Genomic DNA, 17249 nt, shown 5'->3' on the forward strand with positions numbered 1-17249 from the left:
GACGTCTGAATGCCAAGCTTTGCCCAAAATCTCGAAAAGACCCTCCATTCGGCACTGAACGATGCCGGACAGCGACGTCACGAATATGCGACGCTGGAACATCTGCTGCTCGCCCTGATCGACGATGAGGACGCGGCGCAGGTCATGGTTTCCTGCGGGGTCGATCTCACCGAACTCGGAGAGGCGGTGAAGCAATATCTCGATCAGGAATACCAGTCGCTGAAAAGTCAGGGCGAAGACGATCCCCAGCCGACCGCCGGTTTCCAGCGCGTGATCCAGCGCGCGATCCTGCACGTCCAGTCGTCGGGCAAGGACACCGTCACCGGGGCAAACGTCCTCGTCGCGCTGTTCTCCGAACGCGACAGCTATGCCGTCTACTTCCTGCAGCAGCAGGACATGAGTCGGCTCGATGCCGTCAGCTTCATCAGCCACGGCATCGGCAAGGGCGGCAAGCAGATCGAATCCAAGGCAGCCGAGGGCGAAGAAGGCGCTGCCGCCGCGACCGAGAAATCCGCCGAACCGAACAAGAAGGAATCGGCGCTCGACCAGTTCACGGTCGACCTCAACAAGAAGGCCGAAGACGGGCGCGTCGACCCGCTGATCGGACGCGGTCCCGAAGTCGACCGGACCGTGCAGATCCTGTGTCGCCGCTCGAAGAACAACCCCCTCTATGTCGGCGATCCCGGCGTGGGCAAGACCGCTATCGCCGAAGGCCTCGCGCGCAAAATCGTGGAAGGCGACGTCCCAGAAGTCCTGTCGGAAGCGGTCATCTATTCGCTCGACATGGGCGCGCTGCTCGCCGGAACGCGGTATCGCGGCGATTTCGAGGAACGCCTGAAGCAGGTGGTCACGGAACTCGAAAAGCTGCCACACGCGATCCTCTTCATCGATGAAATCCACACCGTTATCGGTGCCGGCGCGACCAGCGGCGGGGCGATGGATGCCTCGAACCTGTTGAAGCCCGCATTGTCGGGCGGGACCATTCGCTGCATCGGCTCGACGACCTACAAGGAATTCCGCAATCACTTCGAAAAGGATCGCGCCCTCCTGCGGCGGTTCCAGAAGATCGACGTGAACGAGCCGACGATCGAGGATACGGTGAAGATCCTGAAGGGTCTGCGCTCAGCCTTCGAGGAACACCACAAGGTCAAGTACACTCCCGACGCGATCAAGACCGCCGTCGAACTCTCGGCGCGCTATATCAACGACCGCAAGCTGCCCGACAAGGCGATCGACGTGATCGACGAGGTCGGCGCGATGCAGATGCTAGTCGCGCCCAGCCGCCGCAAGAAGAAGATCACCGCGCGCGAGATCGAAGCCGTCATCGCGACGATGGCACGCATCCCGCCGAAATCGGTCTCGAAGGACGACAAGAAGGCGCTCGAGAACCTCGAACGCGACCTGAAGCACGTCGTTTTCGGGCAGGACCCCGCAGTGCAGAAGCTTTCGACCGCGATGAAGCTGTCGCGGGCCGGTCTGCGCGATCCGGACAAGCCGATCGGCAGCTTCCTTTTCTCCGGCCCGACCGGCGTCGGCAAGACCGAAGTCGCGCGTCAGCTTGCCAGCATCATGGGCATCGAACTGAAGCGCTTCGACATGTCCGAATACATGGAGCGGCACTCCGTCTCGCGGCTCATCGGCGCGCCTCCGGGCTATGTTGGCTACGATCAGGGCGGTCTCCTCACCGATGCGATCGACCAGAACCCGCATTGCGTCCTGCTGCTCGACGAGATCGAGAAAGCACATCCCGACCTCTTCAACATCCTGTTGCAGGTGATGGATAACGGACGCCTGACCGATCATCACGGCAAGACGGTGGATTTCCGCAACGTCGTGCTCATCATGACGACCAACGCCGGCGCTGCCGACATGGCGCGACAGGGCATCGGCTTCGGTGACGTGTCGAAGGAAGACGCGAGCGAGGAAGCGGTGAAGAAGATGTTCACCCCCGAATTCCGCAACCGCCTCGATGCGATCGTACCGTTCGGCTATCTCGGCAAGGATACGGTCGCACGGGTCGTCGACAAGTTCATCCTGCAGCTCGAGCTGCAACTGGCGGAGCAGAATGTCGACATCCAGTTCGATGCCGATGCGCGCAAGTGGATGGGCGATCGCGGCTATGACCGTCTGTACGGTGCGCGCCCGATGGGCCGCCTGATCCAGGAGCGGATCAAGCAACCCCTCGCCGAGGAACTGCTGTTCGGCAAGCTGGCCGAGGGCGGCGAAGTGCAGGTTTCGATCAAGGACGACAAGCCGTCCTTCGAGATTACGCCTGCCGCTCCCAAGGCGACCAAGCAGAAGGCCTCGCGGAAGAAGTCGACCTCGAAGAAGGATGCCGGCAACGCGAAGCCCGAAGCCGATGCGAGCGATAATGCGGAAGGCGGCGACAGCAAAAGCTGACGTGGCGCTTCTTCGGCGCAAGACATGAAAGCGGGGTGCGGATCGGCGGGAACGGTTCGCACCCCGTTTCGGTTTTGCAAGGGATGGCGCAGCCCTTCTCCTGGATAAAGCCCGAGCCGCACGGCATCCATATCCTTCCCGCCGATAGCTGGGTCGATCCTTCGCGCGCGGTCCCCCATGCACTCGTTACGCATGGCCATGCCGATCATGCACGCGGCGGGCATGGCGAGACGGTCGCCACCCCCGAAACGCTGGCAATCATGGAACTGCGCTATCGCACCGGTGCAGAGGACGACTTAGGGGAAATTTCGCACAAGGCCGTACCGGTCGCCTATGGCGAAACCATCCGCCTGAAGGGCGGCGTCGATGCGACATATATCCCGGCAGGTCACGTGCTGGGCAGTGCGCAAATCTTACTCGAACATGCGGGCGAGAAGGTCATCGTGACCGGCGATTACAAGCGGCGACCCGATCCGACCTGCCCCCCGTTCCAGGTCACCCCGTGCGACATCCTCGTGACGGAGGCGACGTTCGGCCTGCCGATCTTCACCCATCCCCCAATTGAGGACGAAATCGCCAAGCTGCTGAAGCGGCTGGCCGACGAACCCGACCGCTGCGTGCTCGTCGGTGCCTATGCGTTGGGAAAGGCGCAGCGAGTCATCGCCGAACTGCGCCGCGCGGGCCATGTTGCGCCGATCTATCTGCATGGAGCGATGGAGAAGATGTGTCGCCTCTATGAAGAGCACGGCGTCGATCTCGGCGAATTGCGCCTGGTCTCGGACTACAAGAAAGACGATATGCGCGGACATATCGTTGTCTGCCCGCCATCGGCGCTGAACGACCGCTGGTCGCGCCGCCTGCCCGAGCCGATCACGGCGATGGCGAGCGGCTGGATGCGCGTCCGCCAGCGCGCCCGGCAGCGCAATGTCGAACTGCCGCTCATCATCTCGGACCATGCGGATTGGGACGAGCTCATTCGCACGGTCGAAGAGGTGAACCCTTATGAAAGCTGGATCACGCATGGCCGAGAGGAAGCCCTGCTTCGCTGGCATCAGCTGACGCAGCGACGCGCACGCGCACTCGCGCTGGTCGGCTATGACGACGAGGACGATTGAGTGGAGCGGTTCGCGGCTCTCATCGATACGCTCGTCTATACGCGCAGCCGGAATACGAAGCTCGCGCTGATTGCCGAATATCTGCGCGAAACGCCCGATCCCGATCGCGGCTGGGCTCTCGCTGCCCTGTCCGATGGGCTCGACTTTCCGGCCGTGAAGAGTTCGACGATCCGCAACCTCCTCAAGGAAAGGGTCGACCCTATCCTCTGGACCCTCTCGCGGGATTTCGTCGGGGACACGGCGGAATGTGCCAGCCTGCTATGGCCTGCTCCCGAGGACGAGACCCGCCACCCGCCAAGCGTCGCCGAAGCGGTCGAGGCGCTGTCCGCCATGACGCGCAAGACGGCGATTGGTGAACTTGGGCGTCTACTCGACCGACTCGATCCGTCAGGCCGCTATGCCCTTCTCAAAATGGCAACCGGCGCGATGCGCATCGGCGTTTCGGCGCGCCTCGCAAAGACCGCTTTCGCGCAGGCCTTCGACGTTTCGGTCGACGAAGTAGAGGAGTATTGGCACGGCCTCGCCCCGCCCTATCCCGAACTGTTCGACTGGGCAGCCAAGGGCGGAGATCCCCCCGATACAGAGAACCTTCCCCTGTTCCGCCCCTTCATGCTCGCGCATCCTCTTGAGGAAACGGTCGTCTCGATGGACGACTATGCGGCGGAGTGGAAATGGGACGGCATTCGGGTCCAACTCGTCCATGCCGGTGTCGGCGAGGATGCGGAAACGAGGGTCTATTCGCGCAGCGGTGACGATATTTCCGCGACCTTCCCGGAGATGGTCGACGCGCTCGACATACAGGCGGTCCTCGACGGCGAATTGCTGGTACGCGGAACGCATCAGGGCGGCGAGGAAGGTGGCGCTGCGAGCTTCAATGCGTTGCAGCAGCGCCTGGGCCGCAAGACCGTTTCGAAGAAGATGCTGCGCGAGGCCCCCGCTTTCGTCCGGCTCTACGACGTGCTGCAATGGCGCGGGGAAGATTTGCGCGCCCTTCCCTGGTCGAAGCGGCGCGCGCGGCTCGAGAAATTGATCGGCGAATTACCCGAGACGCATTTCGATCTCAGCCGGGTGGTCGAGGCGAAAACCTTCGAAGAACTTGCCGCGATCCGCGAATCGAGCCGTGGCGATGCCATCGAGGGGCTGATGCTGAAGCGGCGGGACAGCCCCTATATCGCCGGACGCAAGACGGGCCTGTGGTACAAGTGGAAGCGCGACCCGCTGCTTGTCGATTGCGTCCTAATGTATGCGCAGCGCGGTTCGGGCAAACGCTCCAGCTTCTTCTCTGACTACACCTTCGGGTGCTGGGACGGCGATCCCGACAAGGGTGCCGATCTCCTGCCGGTCGGCAAGGCCTATTCGGGCTTCACCGACGAGGAACTGAAGAAGATCGACCGGCATGTGCGGCAAAACACGATCAACCGGTTCGGGCCCGTGCGCGAGACGGAAAAGGAACTTGTCTTCGAAGTCGCGTTCGACAGCATTCATGCGAGCAAGCGACACAAGTCCGGGCTGGCGATGCGCTTCCCCCGCATTCACCGGATCAGGTGGGACAAGCCCGCCCACGAAGCCGACCGGATTGAGACCTTGCTGGCGATGGTCCGCGACTGACCGCACCTGTAAAGTTGCGCGGCGCAACTTCGCTCAGCTGAGATCGGCCTCCGCGACCGCTTTGGCATGCGCCTTCGCATTCTCGGCGTAATGCGCAACACCCATGCGCATCCCGGCGATCGCGGCATCGTCCAGATCCCGCATCTTGCGCGCCGGCCGCCCGCCCCACAATTCGCGCTCGCCCATGCGCTTTCCTTCGGTCAGCATGGCTCCCGCCGCCAGCATCGCATCGCTCGCGATGAAGGCCTTATTCATCGCGATCGCGCCGAGCCCCATGAAGCCGCGATCCGCGATGATGCAACCATGGACCATCGCAAGATGCCCGATCAGCACGTCGTCACCGATCAGGCAGGGCGAGCCTTCGGGATCTCCGGGCCGTTCGGGGTCGCAATGGACGATGCTGCCGTCTTGGATGTTGGTCCGCTCGCCGATGACGATACGGCTGACATCGGCGCGCAGCACGCAATTGTACCAGACGGACGAAGCCGCGCCGATGGTCACGTCCCCGATGATCGTACAGCCCGGCGCGATGAAGGCACTGTCGTGGATTTGCGGGGTCTTGCCGTGGATCGGGACGATGTTCACGCCCGGTCGGTGTTTGGTCATTGTCGTTGCTCCTGCCAGTCTGCGCGTTCGATCGCATAGACGATGTGCGGATTGAGTTCGGGGCCGTAACGCTGGTCGACGAAGTCGAGATCGGGCCTTCGTTTCATGCCGAGCCGCTCCATCAGCCCCCAGCTTGCCTTGTTGTCGGGTACGGTCAGCGCGACGATTTCTTCACCCCCGAAGCGATCGAAGCCGAGATTGAGCGAAGCGATCGCCGCTTCCCTGGCATAACCCCGGCCCCACGCATCTTCGCGCAGGCGCCAGCCGACTTCCATCATGCCGAAGACCGTTTCGCCCTCGACATTCGACCGTTTCAATCCGCAGAAGCCGAGAACCTCGCCGGACAAGTGTCCTCCGTCCGGCTTGCGCTCGAGCAGCCAGAAGGTGTGGCCATAATCGCGTGCATAGCCCTGAAGTCGCTGCCAGGCCGCCGCCATGCCCGCCTCGTCCAGTTCGTCGCCGAGATAACGCATGACCGCGGGGGTATTGGTGACGCGCCAGAACTCGTGCCAGTCCTCCTCGCGCCAGTCGCGCAGGATGAGCCGCTCGGTTTCATGGCGGAAAGGACGGGCGCTATCATCCATTGAGGAGGCGGGCGGCGTCCGCCGCATGATAGCTCAGGACGCCGCTGCATCCCGCCCGCTTGAACGCCAGCAACTTCTCCATCATCAGCGCATCGCGATCGCCGACGCCAGCCTTCGCACCGAACTCGATGAGAGCATATTCCCCGCTCACCTGATAGGCGAAGACCGGGACTTCGAAGCGCTGCTTTACCCGATAGACAATGTCGAGATAGGCGAGTCCCGGCTTCACCATCACGCTGTCCGCGCCCTCAGCCAGATCGAGAGCCACTTCGCGCAGTGCCTCTTCCGCATTGGCCGGATCCATCTGATAGCTTTTTTTATCGCCTTTCAGAAGCCCGCCCGAACCCACTGCGTCGCGGAACGGACCGTAAAAGGCCGAAGCGTATTTCGCGGCATAGGACATGATCTGGATATTGACGTGGCCTTCCGCCTCCAGCGCTGTGCGAATTGCGCCGATGCGCCCGTCCATCATGTCCGAGGGTGCGATGACGTCCGCCCCCGCTGCGGCCTGATTGAGCGCCTGCGCGACGAGCGCCTCGACCGTCGCGTCGTTCACCACGTATCCGCGATCGTCGATCAGTCCGTCCTGTCCGTGACTGGTATAGGGGTCGAGCGCGACGTCGGTCAGAACCCCGATATCCTCGCCGCAGGCATCCTTTATCGCCCGGATCGCACGGCACATCAGATTGTCGGGATTGTGCGCTTCCGCCCCGTCGTCGCTACGCTTGTCCCCCTGTGTATTGGGAAACAGTGCAAGGCACGGAATACCGAGCGAAGCCGCTTCCCGCGCCCGCTCCACGATCCGGTCCACCGACCAGCGCGAGACGCCCGGCAGGCTTTCGATCGGCTGCTCGACTTCGTTCCCGTCCGTCACGAAGAGCGGCCAGATCAGGTCGCTCGGCAAAAGCGTCGTTTCGCGATGCATCGCCCGGCTCCACGAACTGGACCGGGTGCGGCGCATCCGCAATGCTGGATAGCTGGGTATCATGCGAAGGCGTGATGGCCCTTCGCATGGCGCTGCGCAAGAGGTCTAGTCGACGCGCTGAACCTGGTTCTGGTTCAGCCGGTCAATTTCGCGCATGGGCTTCGGCGCTTCGTCGGTCTGCGGGGCAAGTTCGGCCAGCGCTTCTCCCGGAGCCACGCGCTTCAGCCGGGCAAGGTTCTCCCGGAACTGCGCGAGCTGTGCGCGGGTGAGTTGCTGCCGCGTCACATATTTCACCGAGGCCGGATCGACGTGCCGGTTGCCGCGATACATCTCGTAGTGAAGGTGCGGACCGGTCGAAAGGCCGGTGGAGCCGATATAGCCGATGACCTGACCGCGCCGGACGCGTTGGCCGCGACTGACCGCCATCCGGCTCATGTGGCAATAGCGGGTCGACAGACCGCCTGCATGATTCAAGCGCACAGCAATGCCGCAACCGCCCATGCGACCGGCACCGCTTACCGTGCCGTCGGTGACTGCGACGATCGGTGTTCCATGGCGACCGCGGAAATCGAGGCCCGCATGCATCCGCTTGTAGCCCAGGATCGGGTGGCGGCGCATGCCGTAACGCGACGACATCGAGCCGGGAACCGGCGCGATCAATCCGCTGCGCTGCTCTCCCGTACCCGAAGCATCGAAAAATTCATCCTTGTCGCCGAAGCGCATCAGCTGCGCTTTCGCCTGCCCGCCGCGCTCGATCCCGGCGAATAACAGCTTGCCGGCCTGACGCTCGCCGGTTTCCGCGCGCCTGTAGGACAGGATCATGTCGAACGTGTCGGATGACCCGATCGAGCCGAGATCCATGTGATCGCCCATCGCTTTCAGATAGGCCTGGATGGCGCTGGCGGGCGCGCCCGCGGCACGCGCGCTTCGATAAAGGCTGCCACCCACTTCACCGCGAATCCGTAGGGGCGTGTCATCGACGCGGATGACCTGCTTTTCGACGGCAAGTTGTCCGTCCGTGCGATTGAGCGCCATTTCGAGATCGAAGCGCGCCCGGAAGCTGAGATTGTCGAGCGGGCGAGGCTCATCCGCAGCCGGCCGGCGCCCCAGGGTGATGGCGAACTGCGTGCCGGGCTCGATGTCCTCCAGCGGGAAGGCTCGCCCGATCATCGCTTCGACTTCCGCCGCCTGAAACGGTTCGAGCCCGGACCGGCGAAGCATCGACGTCAGGCTGTCGCCCTGGCCGTAGGTCGCAAGCAATTGCAATTGCGGGCGTTCCGGGGCCGCGCGCAGCAGCCGGACCGCATCGGTCGCCGCCATGCGCCGCCCCGTATCGCCGCCGAGCGCCAGCGGCATGATCATCTGGCTGCGAAACTCGTCATGTGTTTCTTCATCGAGTTCCGCGATGGTCGCCGCTTCGAGAGGCGCGAATTCAGGCCACAGGGCAACCGATACCGCGATCAGCGCAACCATCGTACCGGCACCGCGGAACCACTTGCGGCTGCCGATGCCTTCCGCGAGGTCCGGTGCAAATTCGATATCCGCCAGCTTTCGCTCGACCTTCGTGCGCGAGAGCTTCAGCCGCCGCAGGAAACCAGCGCCGCGAGCGCCTTTCCTGCGCCGCGCGCGACCACTCGCACCGTCACGCTCGACGACGGCGCGACTGACGGGACCGTGTTCGACGGTCTCGGCCGTTTCTACCTCGTCTTCGATGGCGTTCGAAAATGCTCGCGGCTGATCCAATTCCGCCCCTTCGATAACCCCGCTCCCAGCGGCAAATGCCCAAATCGTATCCAAAATCAAAGTTAAATTCGCATTAACTCGTCGACGAAAGGCGCGAGGAACGAGGCAAACTGTTGGAACGGTTGGCGCGGTGGTTGCGGCTCGACTTGTGCGATGCCATCTTCATCTGCGTGGAAGGCAACAATCTGAAAGCGGTGCTCGGGCCGACCAATACCGGCAAGACCCACCTCGCGATCGAGCGGATGTGCGCCCATTCGAGCGGAGCGATCGGCTTTCCCCTGCGGTTGCTTGCACGCGAAGTCTATGATCGGGTGGTCGCCATCAAGGGTGAGGCGCAAGTTGCCCTCATCACCGGCGAACAGCGGATCGAACCGCCCACTGCCCGCTACTTCCTGTGTACGGTCGAGGCGATGCCCTATCGCCGGCCGGGTGGCGGCGGCGGGCCGGAGGGCGATTTCGCCTTCGTGGCTTTGGACGAAGCGCAACTCGCCGCCGATCGCGAACGCGGTCATATCTTTACCGACCGCCTGCTGCATTTCCGCGGGCGCGAGGAAACCATGCTGCTCGGCTCGGCAACGCTGGAGCCTCTCGTGAAGCAGCTCGAGCCCCAGGCGGAAATGATCGAGCGACCGCGCTTTTCGACGCTCAAACATATTGGCGCACGCAAACTTTCACGCCTGCCGCCGCGCAGCGCGATCGTCGCCTTCTCCGCGGAGCAGGTCTATGGCGTAGCCGAGATGCTGCGCCGCTTTCGGGGCGGTTCGGCGGTGGTAATGGGCGCGCTCAGCCCGGAAACCCGAAATCGCCAGGTCGAGCTGTTCCAGTCGGGCGAAGTTGATTACATCGTCGCGACCGATGCGATCGGCATGGGCCTCAATCTCGACCTCAACCATGTCGCCTTTGCCGGCCTCACGAAATTCGACGGTATCCGGCAGCGCCGCCTGCTCCCTGCAGAAATGGCGCAGATTGCCGGACGGGCCGGGCGGCATCAGCGCGACGGCACGTTCGGCGTTCTGACGGGAGCGTCCGGCAAGGGCCGGTCCGCCGCCTCGCCACCCGAATTCACCGAAGATGAGATTTTCGCGATCGAGGAGCATCGTTTCGCGCCGCTGACGCGCCTGTTCTGGCGCGAGGCCGAGCCGCGCTTCGACACAGTGGAAATGCTGATCGCCGACCTGGAAGCGTCGCCCGAGAACCCGGCACTCGCCGCCGCGCCCGAAGCGCTGGACTTAGCCGTTCTCAAGCGGTTGCACGAGGATGGCTTAACCTCTTCGGTTAGAGGTTCGGCTTCGATAAGGCGTTTCTGGGAAGCCTGCTCCCTGCCGGACTTTCGCAGCCAGGGCACCGACATGCACGCTCGTTTCGTCGGGCGCTTGTGGCAGGATTTGCGCGAAGGCTATCTCGGAGCCGACTACGTCGCGGCGCGCATTTCCGAACTCGACAATGTGCAGGGCGACATCGACACCCTGCAGGGACGCATTGCCGCGATCAGGAGCTGGGCGTATATCTGTCAGCGCCCCGACTGGGTCATGGCGCGCGACGAGATGGCGGCGCGAGCCCGCGCGGCCGAGGCGAAATTGTCGGATGCCTTGCATGCGCGCCTTACCGAGCGATTCGTTAATCGAAGGACAGCAATCCTCATGAAGACAGTCGGACAGGATGCGGGACTGTTGCCGATCTCGCTGAACGATGACGGCGTAGTCCTCGTCGAGGACGAGGAGATCGGGCGAATCGAGGGCTTTCGCTTCGTCGTCGATCCCGCGGCCGGGCATGAGGATCACCGGATGCTTGTTGCCGCCGCGGAAAAGGCACTTCCCCGCATCCTCGCCGAACGGGCGACGAAGCTGATCGACAGCGAGTTCGCTGGCGCCTCGATCGAACAGGGCGCGATTATCTGGCAGGGGCGCAAGCTTGCGCTTCTCGAATTGCGCGACGGACAGGTGCGGCCCGATGTCGTTCTTGGCCGCGATCTGTCCCTGCTGCCCGATGCGAGCAGGACGCGGCTGACCGAAGCACTGGAAGCGTGGCTCTCGAAGAAACTCGAGCCGCTTGCCCCCCTCGAGAAACTGCAGGAAGCGACCCGCGATCCGCAAGCGGGATCGCAGGCACGGGCGCTCTTGCACAAGCTCGTGGCAGGCCACGGTTTCGTTTCGCGAGAAAATGCCGGGCTCGACCACCTGCCGAAAGAGCTCCGCCCCTTTCTGCGACGTCTTGGTGTCACTTTTGGCGCGCTCGACATCTTTGTGGTTTCCCTGCTGAAGCCTGCACCGCGCCGCCTGTTGCACGACCTCGGCATCGACCGCAGACCGCTCCAGGCCGATATGCTTCCGGTGCTGAAGACGATCCGCAAGCTGCCGAGCGGTTACCGTCCGGCAGGCGATCAGGCGATCCGCATCGACCTCGCCGAAAAGATTCTCCGCGCTGCGCATGATGCGCGCGGCAAGACGCAGTCGCAGAAATTTGCCTTCGACTCGGCTCTCGCTATCTCCATCGGCCTCGAAGAGAGCAGTTTCCGTCGCCTGATGCAGGCCGGCGGGTTCCGTATCTCGCAAGGCCGAGCCCTCCCCGAAGCAGCCTTCGGTCCGCCCGCCCCGGATCGCTGGGGATGGCGCCCGTCCCGCCGCAAACCGCAGGGGAGAAAGCCCGCGCGAGGCAAAGGCAAACCGAAGACCGTCGGCGAAGGCAATCCGTTCGGCGCGTTGGCCGATCTCGTTCGTTGATCGGCGACTGCGGTCCGGAAAGCCTGCGGATCGACAGGCTGCTTTGTTACCTGCGCTTTTGCCGCACCCGTAGCATAGCGCAAACGCTCGTCGAACAGGGCCATATCCGCTGTAACCGGCAGCGCATCACGCGGTCGAGCGCATGCGTCAGGGCGGGAGACATCCTTACCCTGCCGATCGGGAACGAAGTACGCACCATAGAGGTTATCGCCCTGCCGGAGCGCAGAGGCTCCGCCGTCGAGGCGCATCGCCATTACCGCGCGATCGACGCGCACTCTTGACCGGGCACATGTTTCCGCCATAGCAGCCGGATTTTCGAGCGTTCGCACGAGCCAAAGGACTTAGCCGCAATGACTTACGTCGTCACCGATGCCTGCATCAAATGCAAATACACCGACTGCGTCGAGGTATGCCCGGTCGATTGTTTCTACGAGGGCGAAACGATGCTCGTCATCAATCCGAGCGAATGTATCGATTGCGGCGTTTGCGAACCCGAATGCCCGGCGGAAGCCATCCTGCCCGATACCGAGGACGGGCTCGAGAAGTGGCTCGAACTCAACACGAAGCTGTCTGCGGAATGGCCGAACATCACGCAGCAGAAAGAGCCGCCGGCCGACGCCGACGAGCACAAGGGCGAAGAGAACAAGTTCGAGAAGTACTTCACCGACGCCCCAGGCGAAGGCGACTAACGCATTCGTTCAGCGGAACTAGCGCCGACCGGTCGGTCTTCTCAGCTAACCTGATATGTTGACGACTGGCAATTTTGTTTCAGTTGTGGTAAACAACTGTTCGTCTGACCGGCTTTTCGGTCAGCGTGCGTTTATTTCGAAAGGCTTATAAAGCCGTTATCCGCCTTTCCGGTCGTTCCGTGCGCGCTCCCATGCGAGAGCGCGGCGGCCCCCCAATGACCGGAAAATCGATAAATTCAGGCGAAAAGTCTCGATTGGATAAGGAAATTGGTATGGCAGGCGAAGCAACGGCCTTCGATGTTGGCGATTACGTAGTGTACCCCAAGCATGGCGTCGGGCGCGTCATCGAATTGCAGAACGAAGAAATCGCCGGGATGCAACTCGAACTCTATGTGCTGCGCTTCGAGAAGGAACGGATGACTCTGCGCGTTCCGACCAACAAGATCGAATCGATCGGCATGCGCAAACTGTCCAGCGACAAGACGCTCAAGGAAGCGATGGAAACGCTGAAGGGCAAGCCGAAGGTCAAGCGGACCATGTGGTCCCGCCGTGCGCAGGAATACGAAGCGAAGATCAATTCCGGCGATCTCGTGTCGATCGCCGAGGTCACGCGCGATCTGTTCCGTCCCGACGATCAGCCCGAACAGAGCTATTCCGAACGACAGATTTTCGAAGCCGCCTCGAGCCGACTGGCGCGCGAACTTGCCGCGATGGAAAAGACCGACGAGCCGACGGCGCTCGAAAAGATCCTCGACGTCCTGCGGGAACATGCTCCGCAATATTACGACAATAACGACGAAGACTGATCGACGAACACTCGATGAGGAACGACGAGGGTCGCCCGAACGGGCGGCCCTTTTCGTTTGGGGGATTGGCGTCGCCCTCGCGCTGTATTATAACGGTAATACGCACATTCGAGGAGACCGTCCATGTCGTTCAAACCGTTCTTTCGCAGTTTCGCACCGCTTGCCGCCACGGCCCTGGGAATGGCCATCGCCGGTTGCAGCAATGCGGGTGGCTACGGCATGAGTTCCAGTTCGGGCGTTCCCTTGAGCGAGCTCGACATGAGCGGTGACGCGCCCACTCGCCTCTCGCTCGCAGGGTCGGATCGCGTCATCCTGCAACGCGGAGAAAGGCTGGCGATCGAGGTCGAGGGCGACCCTGACGTCCGCGAATTGCTGCGCTTCGATCGGCGGGGCGATAAGCTCGAGATTTCGCGCGAGCGTAGCATGACCTCGACCAAGGGCAGGGCGACAATCCGCGTCACCATGGCCTCCCCTGTTAGCATCGCTGTCGCTGGTTCGGGCGCAGTCGAGACGGATGAGCTGGCGAGCGAGGCCGAGCTGTCGATCGCCGGTTCGGGTAGCGTTGCCGCGCGAAACCTCCGAGCAGAGCAGCTTGGCGTAAGTATCGCCGGTTCGGGCGAAGTCATGGCCGATGGAACTGCGCGCAGCCTCAAACTGAACATCGCCGGTTCGGGCGATGCCCGCCTCGATCGCCTCGAAGTGGACGATGCCGACATCAATATCATGGGCTCCGGCAACGGCAGCTTCTCTTCGGACGGTACGGTAAAAGCCAGCATCGCCGGCTCGGGCGATGTCAGGGTGTATGGCCGCGCGCGTTGCACGGTCAGCGCGGCAGGCTCCGGCACGCTGACTTGCGCCGAGCGAACGTCGGCAGCGAAAAAGGCCGAGCCCGACGAAAATTCATGACCGGCTAAACATTTGCAGGCAGATTGGGCGGTGAAGAGGACGAATCACCCATGCCAATCGCGTCGCGTAAAGTCGGCCTGATCCTGCTTATCTCAACCGCGCCCCTGCTCGGCGGATGTCTCGCGCGAACGGCGTTCGACGTCGCGACGGCACCGGTGCGGGTCGCGAGCAAGGCGGTCGATCTGGCAACCACCAGCCAGTCCGAATCGGACGAGAAGCGCGGACGCGAGTTGCGCAAGCGCGAGGAACGGCTGGGCAAGCTCGAGCGACGCTATTTCGAGCGCATGGAAGATTGCGAGGACGGCAATGACGGTGCCTGCGACGATGCACGCGAGGCTTACGAAGAAATCGCGCTCCTGCGTCCGACGATTCCTGCGCCTTTACCCGATTACGATCGATAGCGGCCAGCCTAAGCAGCGGCCCGGCGCAACCTGTCGTTGATCGCCTCTCCGATCCCCTCTTCCGGAACCTCGGCCACGGCGATCCGCGGTTTCGCCGACTTCGTGGCGAGATGCAGGCAAGCATAGAGCCCTGCAGCGGCCTCGGTAAGATCGCCTTTCTGCGATAGCGTGCAATCACCTGCGACCGAGCCGAACCCGATCATGAATTCGTCCGCATGCGGTGCCTCGGCATTCAGTCGAACGGGCTTGCCGGGCGCATAATGCTGCGCCAGTTGTCCAGGAGCAGTAATGGCCTCGCCGTCCTGAAAAGTCGTCTGGCGCAACTTTTCGCCGATATCGATCGGGCCGGGACGCAGGACGCGCCAGCCATCGGCCACCCGCGCGACGATCGTCGATTCCAGACCTTGCCGGCATTCGCCACCGCCGAGGATCGCGTCGATCCTCCCGTTGAGGGAGGCCAGCACGTGTTCGGGCGAAGTCGGGCTGATGAAGCCGCTGCGATTGGCGGAAGGCGCCGCGATCGGAAAGTCGACCTCGGAAAGAACGGCGCGCATGACGGGATGAGCGGGAACGCGAATGGCAACCGTTTCGAGTCCCGCCGTCACGGCCGGTGCCAGTCCGGCGGCGTCCCGAAGCGGCAGCACCATTGTCAGCGGTCCGGGCCAGAACCTGCTCGCCAAAATGCGCGCCGCTTCGTCGAACAGCGCCAGCGTTTCGGCTTGCTCCAGCGAAGCGACGTGAACGATGAGGGGGTTGAAGCTCGGCCGCCCCTTGGCTTCGTAAATACGCGCAACCGCCGCCATGGCATCGGCGCGGGCAGCCAGACCGTAGACGGTTTCGGTCGGCAGGGCGACGAGCCCGCCAAGCGCGAGACGGCGCGCGGCCTCGGCAATCCCTGCCGCGTCCGCCGCCAGTATTTCCGTAGCGTTCTTGCCCACCATGGCGTGCGCCTATAGATAAGAGACACCCAAATCCCAAGGAAACTCGCCCGTGATACCCTACTCCCCCGCCACCCAGGACCAGTTGCTCGCCATCCGGGTGAATGCCGGGATTGCCGAACTTGCGCAGAGCGAACGCTTCGCCGCGGCGGAAGAGGATATGGTCGAAGCCATCGTCGAGGGAGTGGGCGCGTTCGCAGCCGGGGAATTCGCACCGCTCAACCGCGTTGGCGATACCGAAGGGGCGCGGCTGGAGAACGGCGTCGTGCGGCTGCCTGACGGATACGCCGAAGCCTATTCCCACTATGTCGAACAAGGCTGGAACGCGATCTCGGGTCCGGTCGAGCACGGCGGTCAGGGCTTGCCCTTTACGCTGTCCTGCGCCGTCATCGAAAATCTCGGCACGGCGAACATGGCCTTCACCCTGCTGCCGATCCTGTCGGTCGGCGCGATCGAGGCGCTGGCCCATCACGGAACCCCCGCGCAGCAGGCAACCTATCTTCCGAACCTGGTCAGCGGCGCATGGTCGGGAACGATGAACCTGACGGAGCCGCAGGCGGGCAGCGATGTTGGCGCTCTGCGCACGACAGCCGTGCCGATCGAAAGCGGCGAACATGCTGGCAAGTATCTCATCAAGGGTCAGAAGATCTACATCACTTGGGGCGAGCACGAACTGGCCGAGAACATCGTTCACCTCGTCCTCGCGCGCACCCCGGATGCGCCGGCGGGCAGCCGGGGCATTTCGCTGTTCGTCGTGCCGAAATACCATGTCGAGGCGGACGGTTCGCTCGGCAAGCGCAATGACCTGCGCTGCGTCAGCATCGAGCACAAGGTCGGCATCAACGCTTCGCCCACCTGCGTCATGTCCTATGGCGACAATGACGAGTGCATCGGCGAACTGGTCGGCGCGGAGCATCGCGGTCTCGCGGCCATGTTCACCATGATGAACAATGCGCGGATCAATGTCGGCAATCAGGGCACGCAGATCGCCGAGCGCGCGACGCAGCAGGCACTCGCCTATGCAAGGGAGCGCGTCCAGTCCGCGCGGGCGGGATCGCCTGACAAATCCGCGGTTTCGATCATCGACCACCCCGATGTGCGGCGGATGCTCCTGCGCATGAAGGCTTTGACCGAAGGCAGCCGCGCGCTTCTCTACTACACCGGCGGCCAGACCGATCGCGGCACGCTGGGCGACGAGCAGGCAAAGATGCGCAGCGAGGTCCTCGTCCCGCTGCTGAAGGCCTGGGCGACCGATATCGGCATCGAGGTCGCCTCGCTCGGCATCCAGGTGCATGGCGGTATGGGCTTCGTCGAGGAAACCGGCGCGGCGCAGCACTGGCGCGATGCGCGGATTGCGCCGATCTACGAAGGGACAAACGGCATTCAGGCAGCCGACCTCGTCACGCGCAAGCTGGCCCTTGCAGGCGGCGAGGCAGTCGTAGACCTGCTAGCCGACATTGCGCAGGACAGCGCGCAGGAGTCGGCCCTGTTCCAGCTGGCGAACGATTGCGCCAGCGTTGCGAAATGGATGCGCGACGAAGCGAGCCTCGACGACAAGCTGGCGGGCTCGGTCCCCTTCTGTACGATGTTCGCCGTCGCCGTAGCGGGTTGGCAGCTGACGAAACAGGCCGAAGCGGTAGAGAACGGCGCAGCTCCGTCGCTGAAAGACACCAAACCGGTTACGGTTCGCTTTTTCCTCGATCGGATCGTTCCGGAAGCGAGCGGTCTCAAGGCATCCGCAATGGCCGGGGCCGACCCGCTTTACGTGATCGAAGCGGAAATGCTCGCGTCGTAGATCGACGAGCGCG

The 17249-nt window shown here is 63.1% G+C and carries 15 protein-coding genes; 10 read left to right on the plus strand and 5 right to left on the minus strand.

The window, feature by feature from the left end:
* Positions 1 to 9 precede the first annotated feature (9 nt).
* The 3 genes from clpA (at position 10) to GRI38_RS12310 (ending at position 5123) form a co-directional block, all read left to right on the plus strand.
* Positions 10 to 2400 carry an ATP-dependent Clp protease ATP-binding subunit ClpA gene (gene clpA / locus GRI38_RS12300; protein ID WP_160684513.1) on the plus strand — a complete coding sequence of 797 codons (2391 nt, stop codon included), beginning with the start codon at positions 10 to 12 and terminating at the stop codon, positions 2398 to 2400.
* An 83-nt stretch (positions 2401 to 2483) separates the two neighbouring features.
* Positions 2484 to 3515: a ligase-associated DNA damage response exonuclease gene (locus tag GRI38_RS12305; RefSeq protein ID WP_160684516.1), complete on the plus strand. Its 1032-nt coding sequence runs from the start codon at positions 2484 to 2486 to the stop codon at positions 3513 to 3515.
* Positions 3516 to 5123 (plus strand): cisplatin damage response ATP-dependent DNA ligase, encoded by a 1608-nt coding sequence (locus GRI38_RS12310; protein ID WP_160684519.1) that lies wholly within the window; start codon positions 3516 to 3518, stop codon positions 5121 to 5123.
* Between the two features lie 33 nt (positions 5124 to 5156).
* Here GRI38_RS12310 and GRI38_RS12315 read toward each other — a convergent pair whose 3' ends face one another.
* From GRI38_RS12315 to GRI38_RS12330, 4 genes are read right to left on the minus strand one after another with little or no spacing between them, the layout of a single operon-like run.
* A complete protein-coding gene (locus GRI38_RS12315) occupies positions 5157 to 5729 on the minus strand; it encodes a gamma carbonic anhydrase family protein (protein ID WP_160684522.1) in 573 nt (190 codons plus the stop codon).
* Positions 5726 to 6313: a GNAT family N-acetyltransferase gene (locus GRI38_RS12320; RefSeq protein ID WP_160684525.1), complete on the minus strand. Its 588-nt coding sequence runs from the start codon at positions 6311 to 6313 to the stop codon at positions 5726 to 5728. The genes GRI38_RS12315 and GRI38_RS12320 overlap by 4 nt, the downstream gene beginning before the upstream one ends.
* Positions 6306 to 7301: a porphobilinogen synthase gene (gene hemB / locus GRI38_RS12325; RefSeq protein ID WP_160684528.1), complete on the minus strand. Its 996-nt coding sequence runs from the start codon at positions 7299 to 7301 to the stop codon at positions 6306 to 6308. Before hemB ends, GRI38_RS12320 begins: the two co-directional genes overlap by 8 nt.
* A 42-nt stretch (positions 7302 to 7343) precedes the next feature.
* A complete protein-coding gene (locus tag GRI38_RS12330) occupies positions 7344 to 8981 on the minus strand; it encodes a M23 family metallopeptidase (protein WP_237487538.1) in 1638 nt (545 codons plus the stop codon).
* Between the two features lie 170 nt (positions 8982 to 9151).
* On the opposite strand from GRI38_RS12330, the gene GRI38_RS12335 reads away from it, so the two are divergent.
* The 6 genes from GRI38_RS12335 to GRI38_RS12360 all read left to right on the plus strand — a co-directional run bounded on the left by GRI38_RS12335 (position 9152) and on the right by GRI38_RS12360 (position 14503).
* Positions 9152 to 11701, plus strand: coding sequence for a helicase-related protein (locus GRI38_RS12335; RefSeq protein WP_419880274.1), 2550 nt, complete (start codon positions 9152 to 9154; stop codon positions 11699 to 11701).
* Complete coding sequence (locus tag GRI38_RS12340) at positions 11698 to 11982, plus strand: RNA-binding S4 domain-containing protein (protein WP_337191292.1); 285 nt, start codon at positions 11698 to 11700, stop codon at positions 11980 to 11982. The genes GRI38_RS12335 and GRI38_RS12340 overlap by 4 nt, the downstream gene beginning before the upstream one ends.
* 69 nt (positions 11983 to 12051) lie before the next feature.
* Entirely contained in the window at positions 12052 to 12390 is a 339-nt protein-coding gene (fdxA, locus tag GRI38_RS12345; protein ID WP_160684534.1) for a ferredoxin FdxA, read from the plus strand.
* 272 nt (positions 12391 to 12662) lie between these two features.
* Positions 12663 to 13196, plus strand: a complete 534-nt coding sequence (locus GRI38_RS12350; protein WP_160684537.1) for a CarD family transcriptional regulator — start codon at positions 12663 to 12665, stop codon at positions 13194 to 13196.
* A gap of 123 nt (positions 13197 to 13319) precedes the next feature.
* Positions 13320 to 14102 (plus strand): head GIN domain-containing protein, encoded by a 783-nt coding sequence (locus GRI38_RS12355; protein WP_237487539.1) that lies wholly within the window; start codon positions 13320 to 13322, stop codon positions 14100 to 14102.
* 50 nt (positions 14103 to 14152) lie between these two features.
* The gene (locus GRI38_RS12360) at positions 14153 to 14503 is read left to right on the plus strand and encodes a hypothetical protein (protein WP_202389985.1); all 351 of its coding nucleotides are present in this window, start codon (positions 14153 to 14155) and stop codon (positions 14501 to 14503) included.
* 8 nt (positions 14504 to 14511) lie between these two features.
* Here the strand turns inward: GRI38_RS12360 and GRI38_RS12365 are convergent, their stop codons facing one another.
* Positions 14512 to 15444: an L-threonylcarbamoyladenylate synthase gene (locus GRI38_RS12365; RefSeq protein ID WP_160684540.1), complete on the minus strand. Its 933-nt coding sequence runs from the start codon at positions 15442 to 15444 to the stop codon at positions 14512 to 14514.
* A gap of 52 nt (positions 15445 to 15496) precedes the next feature.
* On the opposite strand from GRI38_RS12365, the gene GRI38_RS12370 reads away from it, so the two are divergent.
* Positions 15497 to 17236 (plus strand): acyl-CoA dehydrogenase family protein, encoded by a 1740-nt coding sequence (locus tag GRI38_RS12370; RefSeq protein WP_160684890.1) that lies wholly within the window; start codon positions 15497 to 15499, stop codon positions 17234 to 17236.
* Positions 17237 to 17249: the final 13 nt, after the last annotated feature.

It is taken from the genome of Parapontixanthobacter aurantiacus (assembly GCF_009827635.1).
In the GTDB taxonomy this organism is placed as follows: Bacteria; Pseudomonadota; Alphaproteobacteria; order Sphingomonadales; family Sphingomonadaceae; genus Parapontixanthobacter; species Parapontixanthobacter aurantiacus.

Bases quoted from the DNA above. Each gene is read 5' to 3' on its own strand.
- clpA (WP_160684513.1), top strand. From the start codon at position 10: ATGCCAAGCTTTGCCCAAAATCTCGAAAAGACCCTCCATTCGGCACTG.
- GRI38_RS12305 (WP_160684516.1), top strand. From the start codon at position 2,484: ATGGCGCAGCCCTTCTCCTGGATAAAGCCCGAGCCGCACGGCATCCAT.
- GRI38_RS12315 (WP_160684522.1), bottom strand. From the start codon at position 5,729: ATGACCAAACACCGACCGGGCGTGAACATCGTCCCGATCCACGGCAAG.
- GRI38_RS12320 (WP_160684525.1), bottom strand. From the start codon at position 6,313: ATGGATGATAGCGCCCGTCCTTTCCGCCATGAAACCGAGCGGCTCATC.
- hemB (WP_160684528.1), bottom strand. From the start codon at position 7,301: ATGATACCCAGCTATCCAGCATTGCGGATGCGCCGCACCCGGTCCAGT.
- fdxA (WP_160684534.1), top strand. From the start codon at position 12,052: ATGACTTACGTCGTCACCGATGCCTGCATCAAATGCAAATACACCGAC.
- GRI38_RS12350 (WP_160684537.1), top strand. From the start codon at position 12,663: ATGGCAGGCGAAGCAACGGCCTTCGATGTTGGCGATTACGTAGTGTAC.
- GRI38_RS12355 (WP_237487539.1), top strand. From the start codon at position 13,320: ATGTCGTTCAAACCGTTCTTTCGCAGTTTCGCACCGCTTGCCGCCACG.
- GRI38_RS12360 (WP_202389985.1), top strand. From the start codon at position 14,153: ATGCCAATCGCGTCGCGTAAAGTCGGCCTGATCCTGCTTATCTCAACC.
- GRI38_RS12365 (WP_160684540.1), bottom strand. From the start codon at position 15,444: ATGGTGGGCAAGAACGCTACGGAAATACTGGCGGCGGACGCGGCAGGG.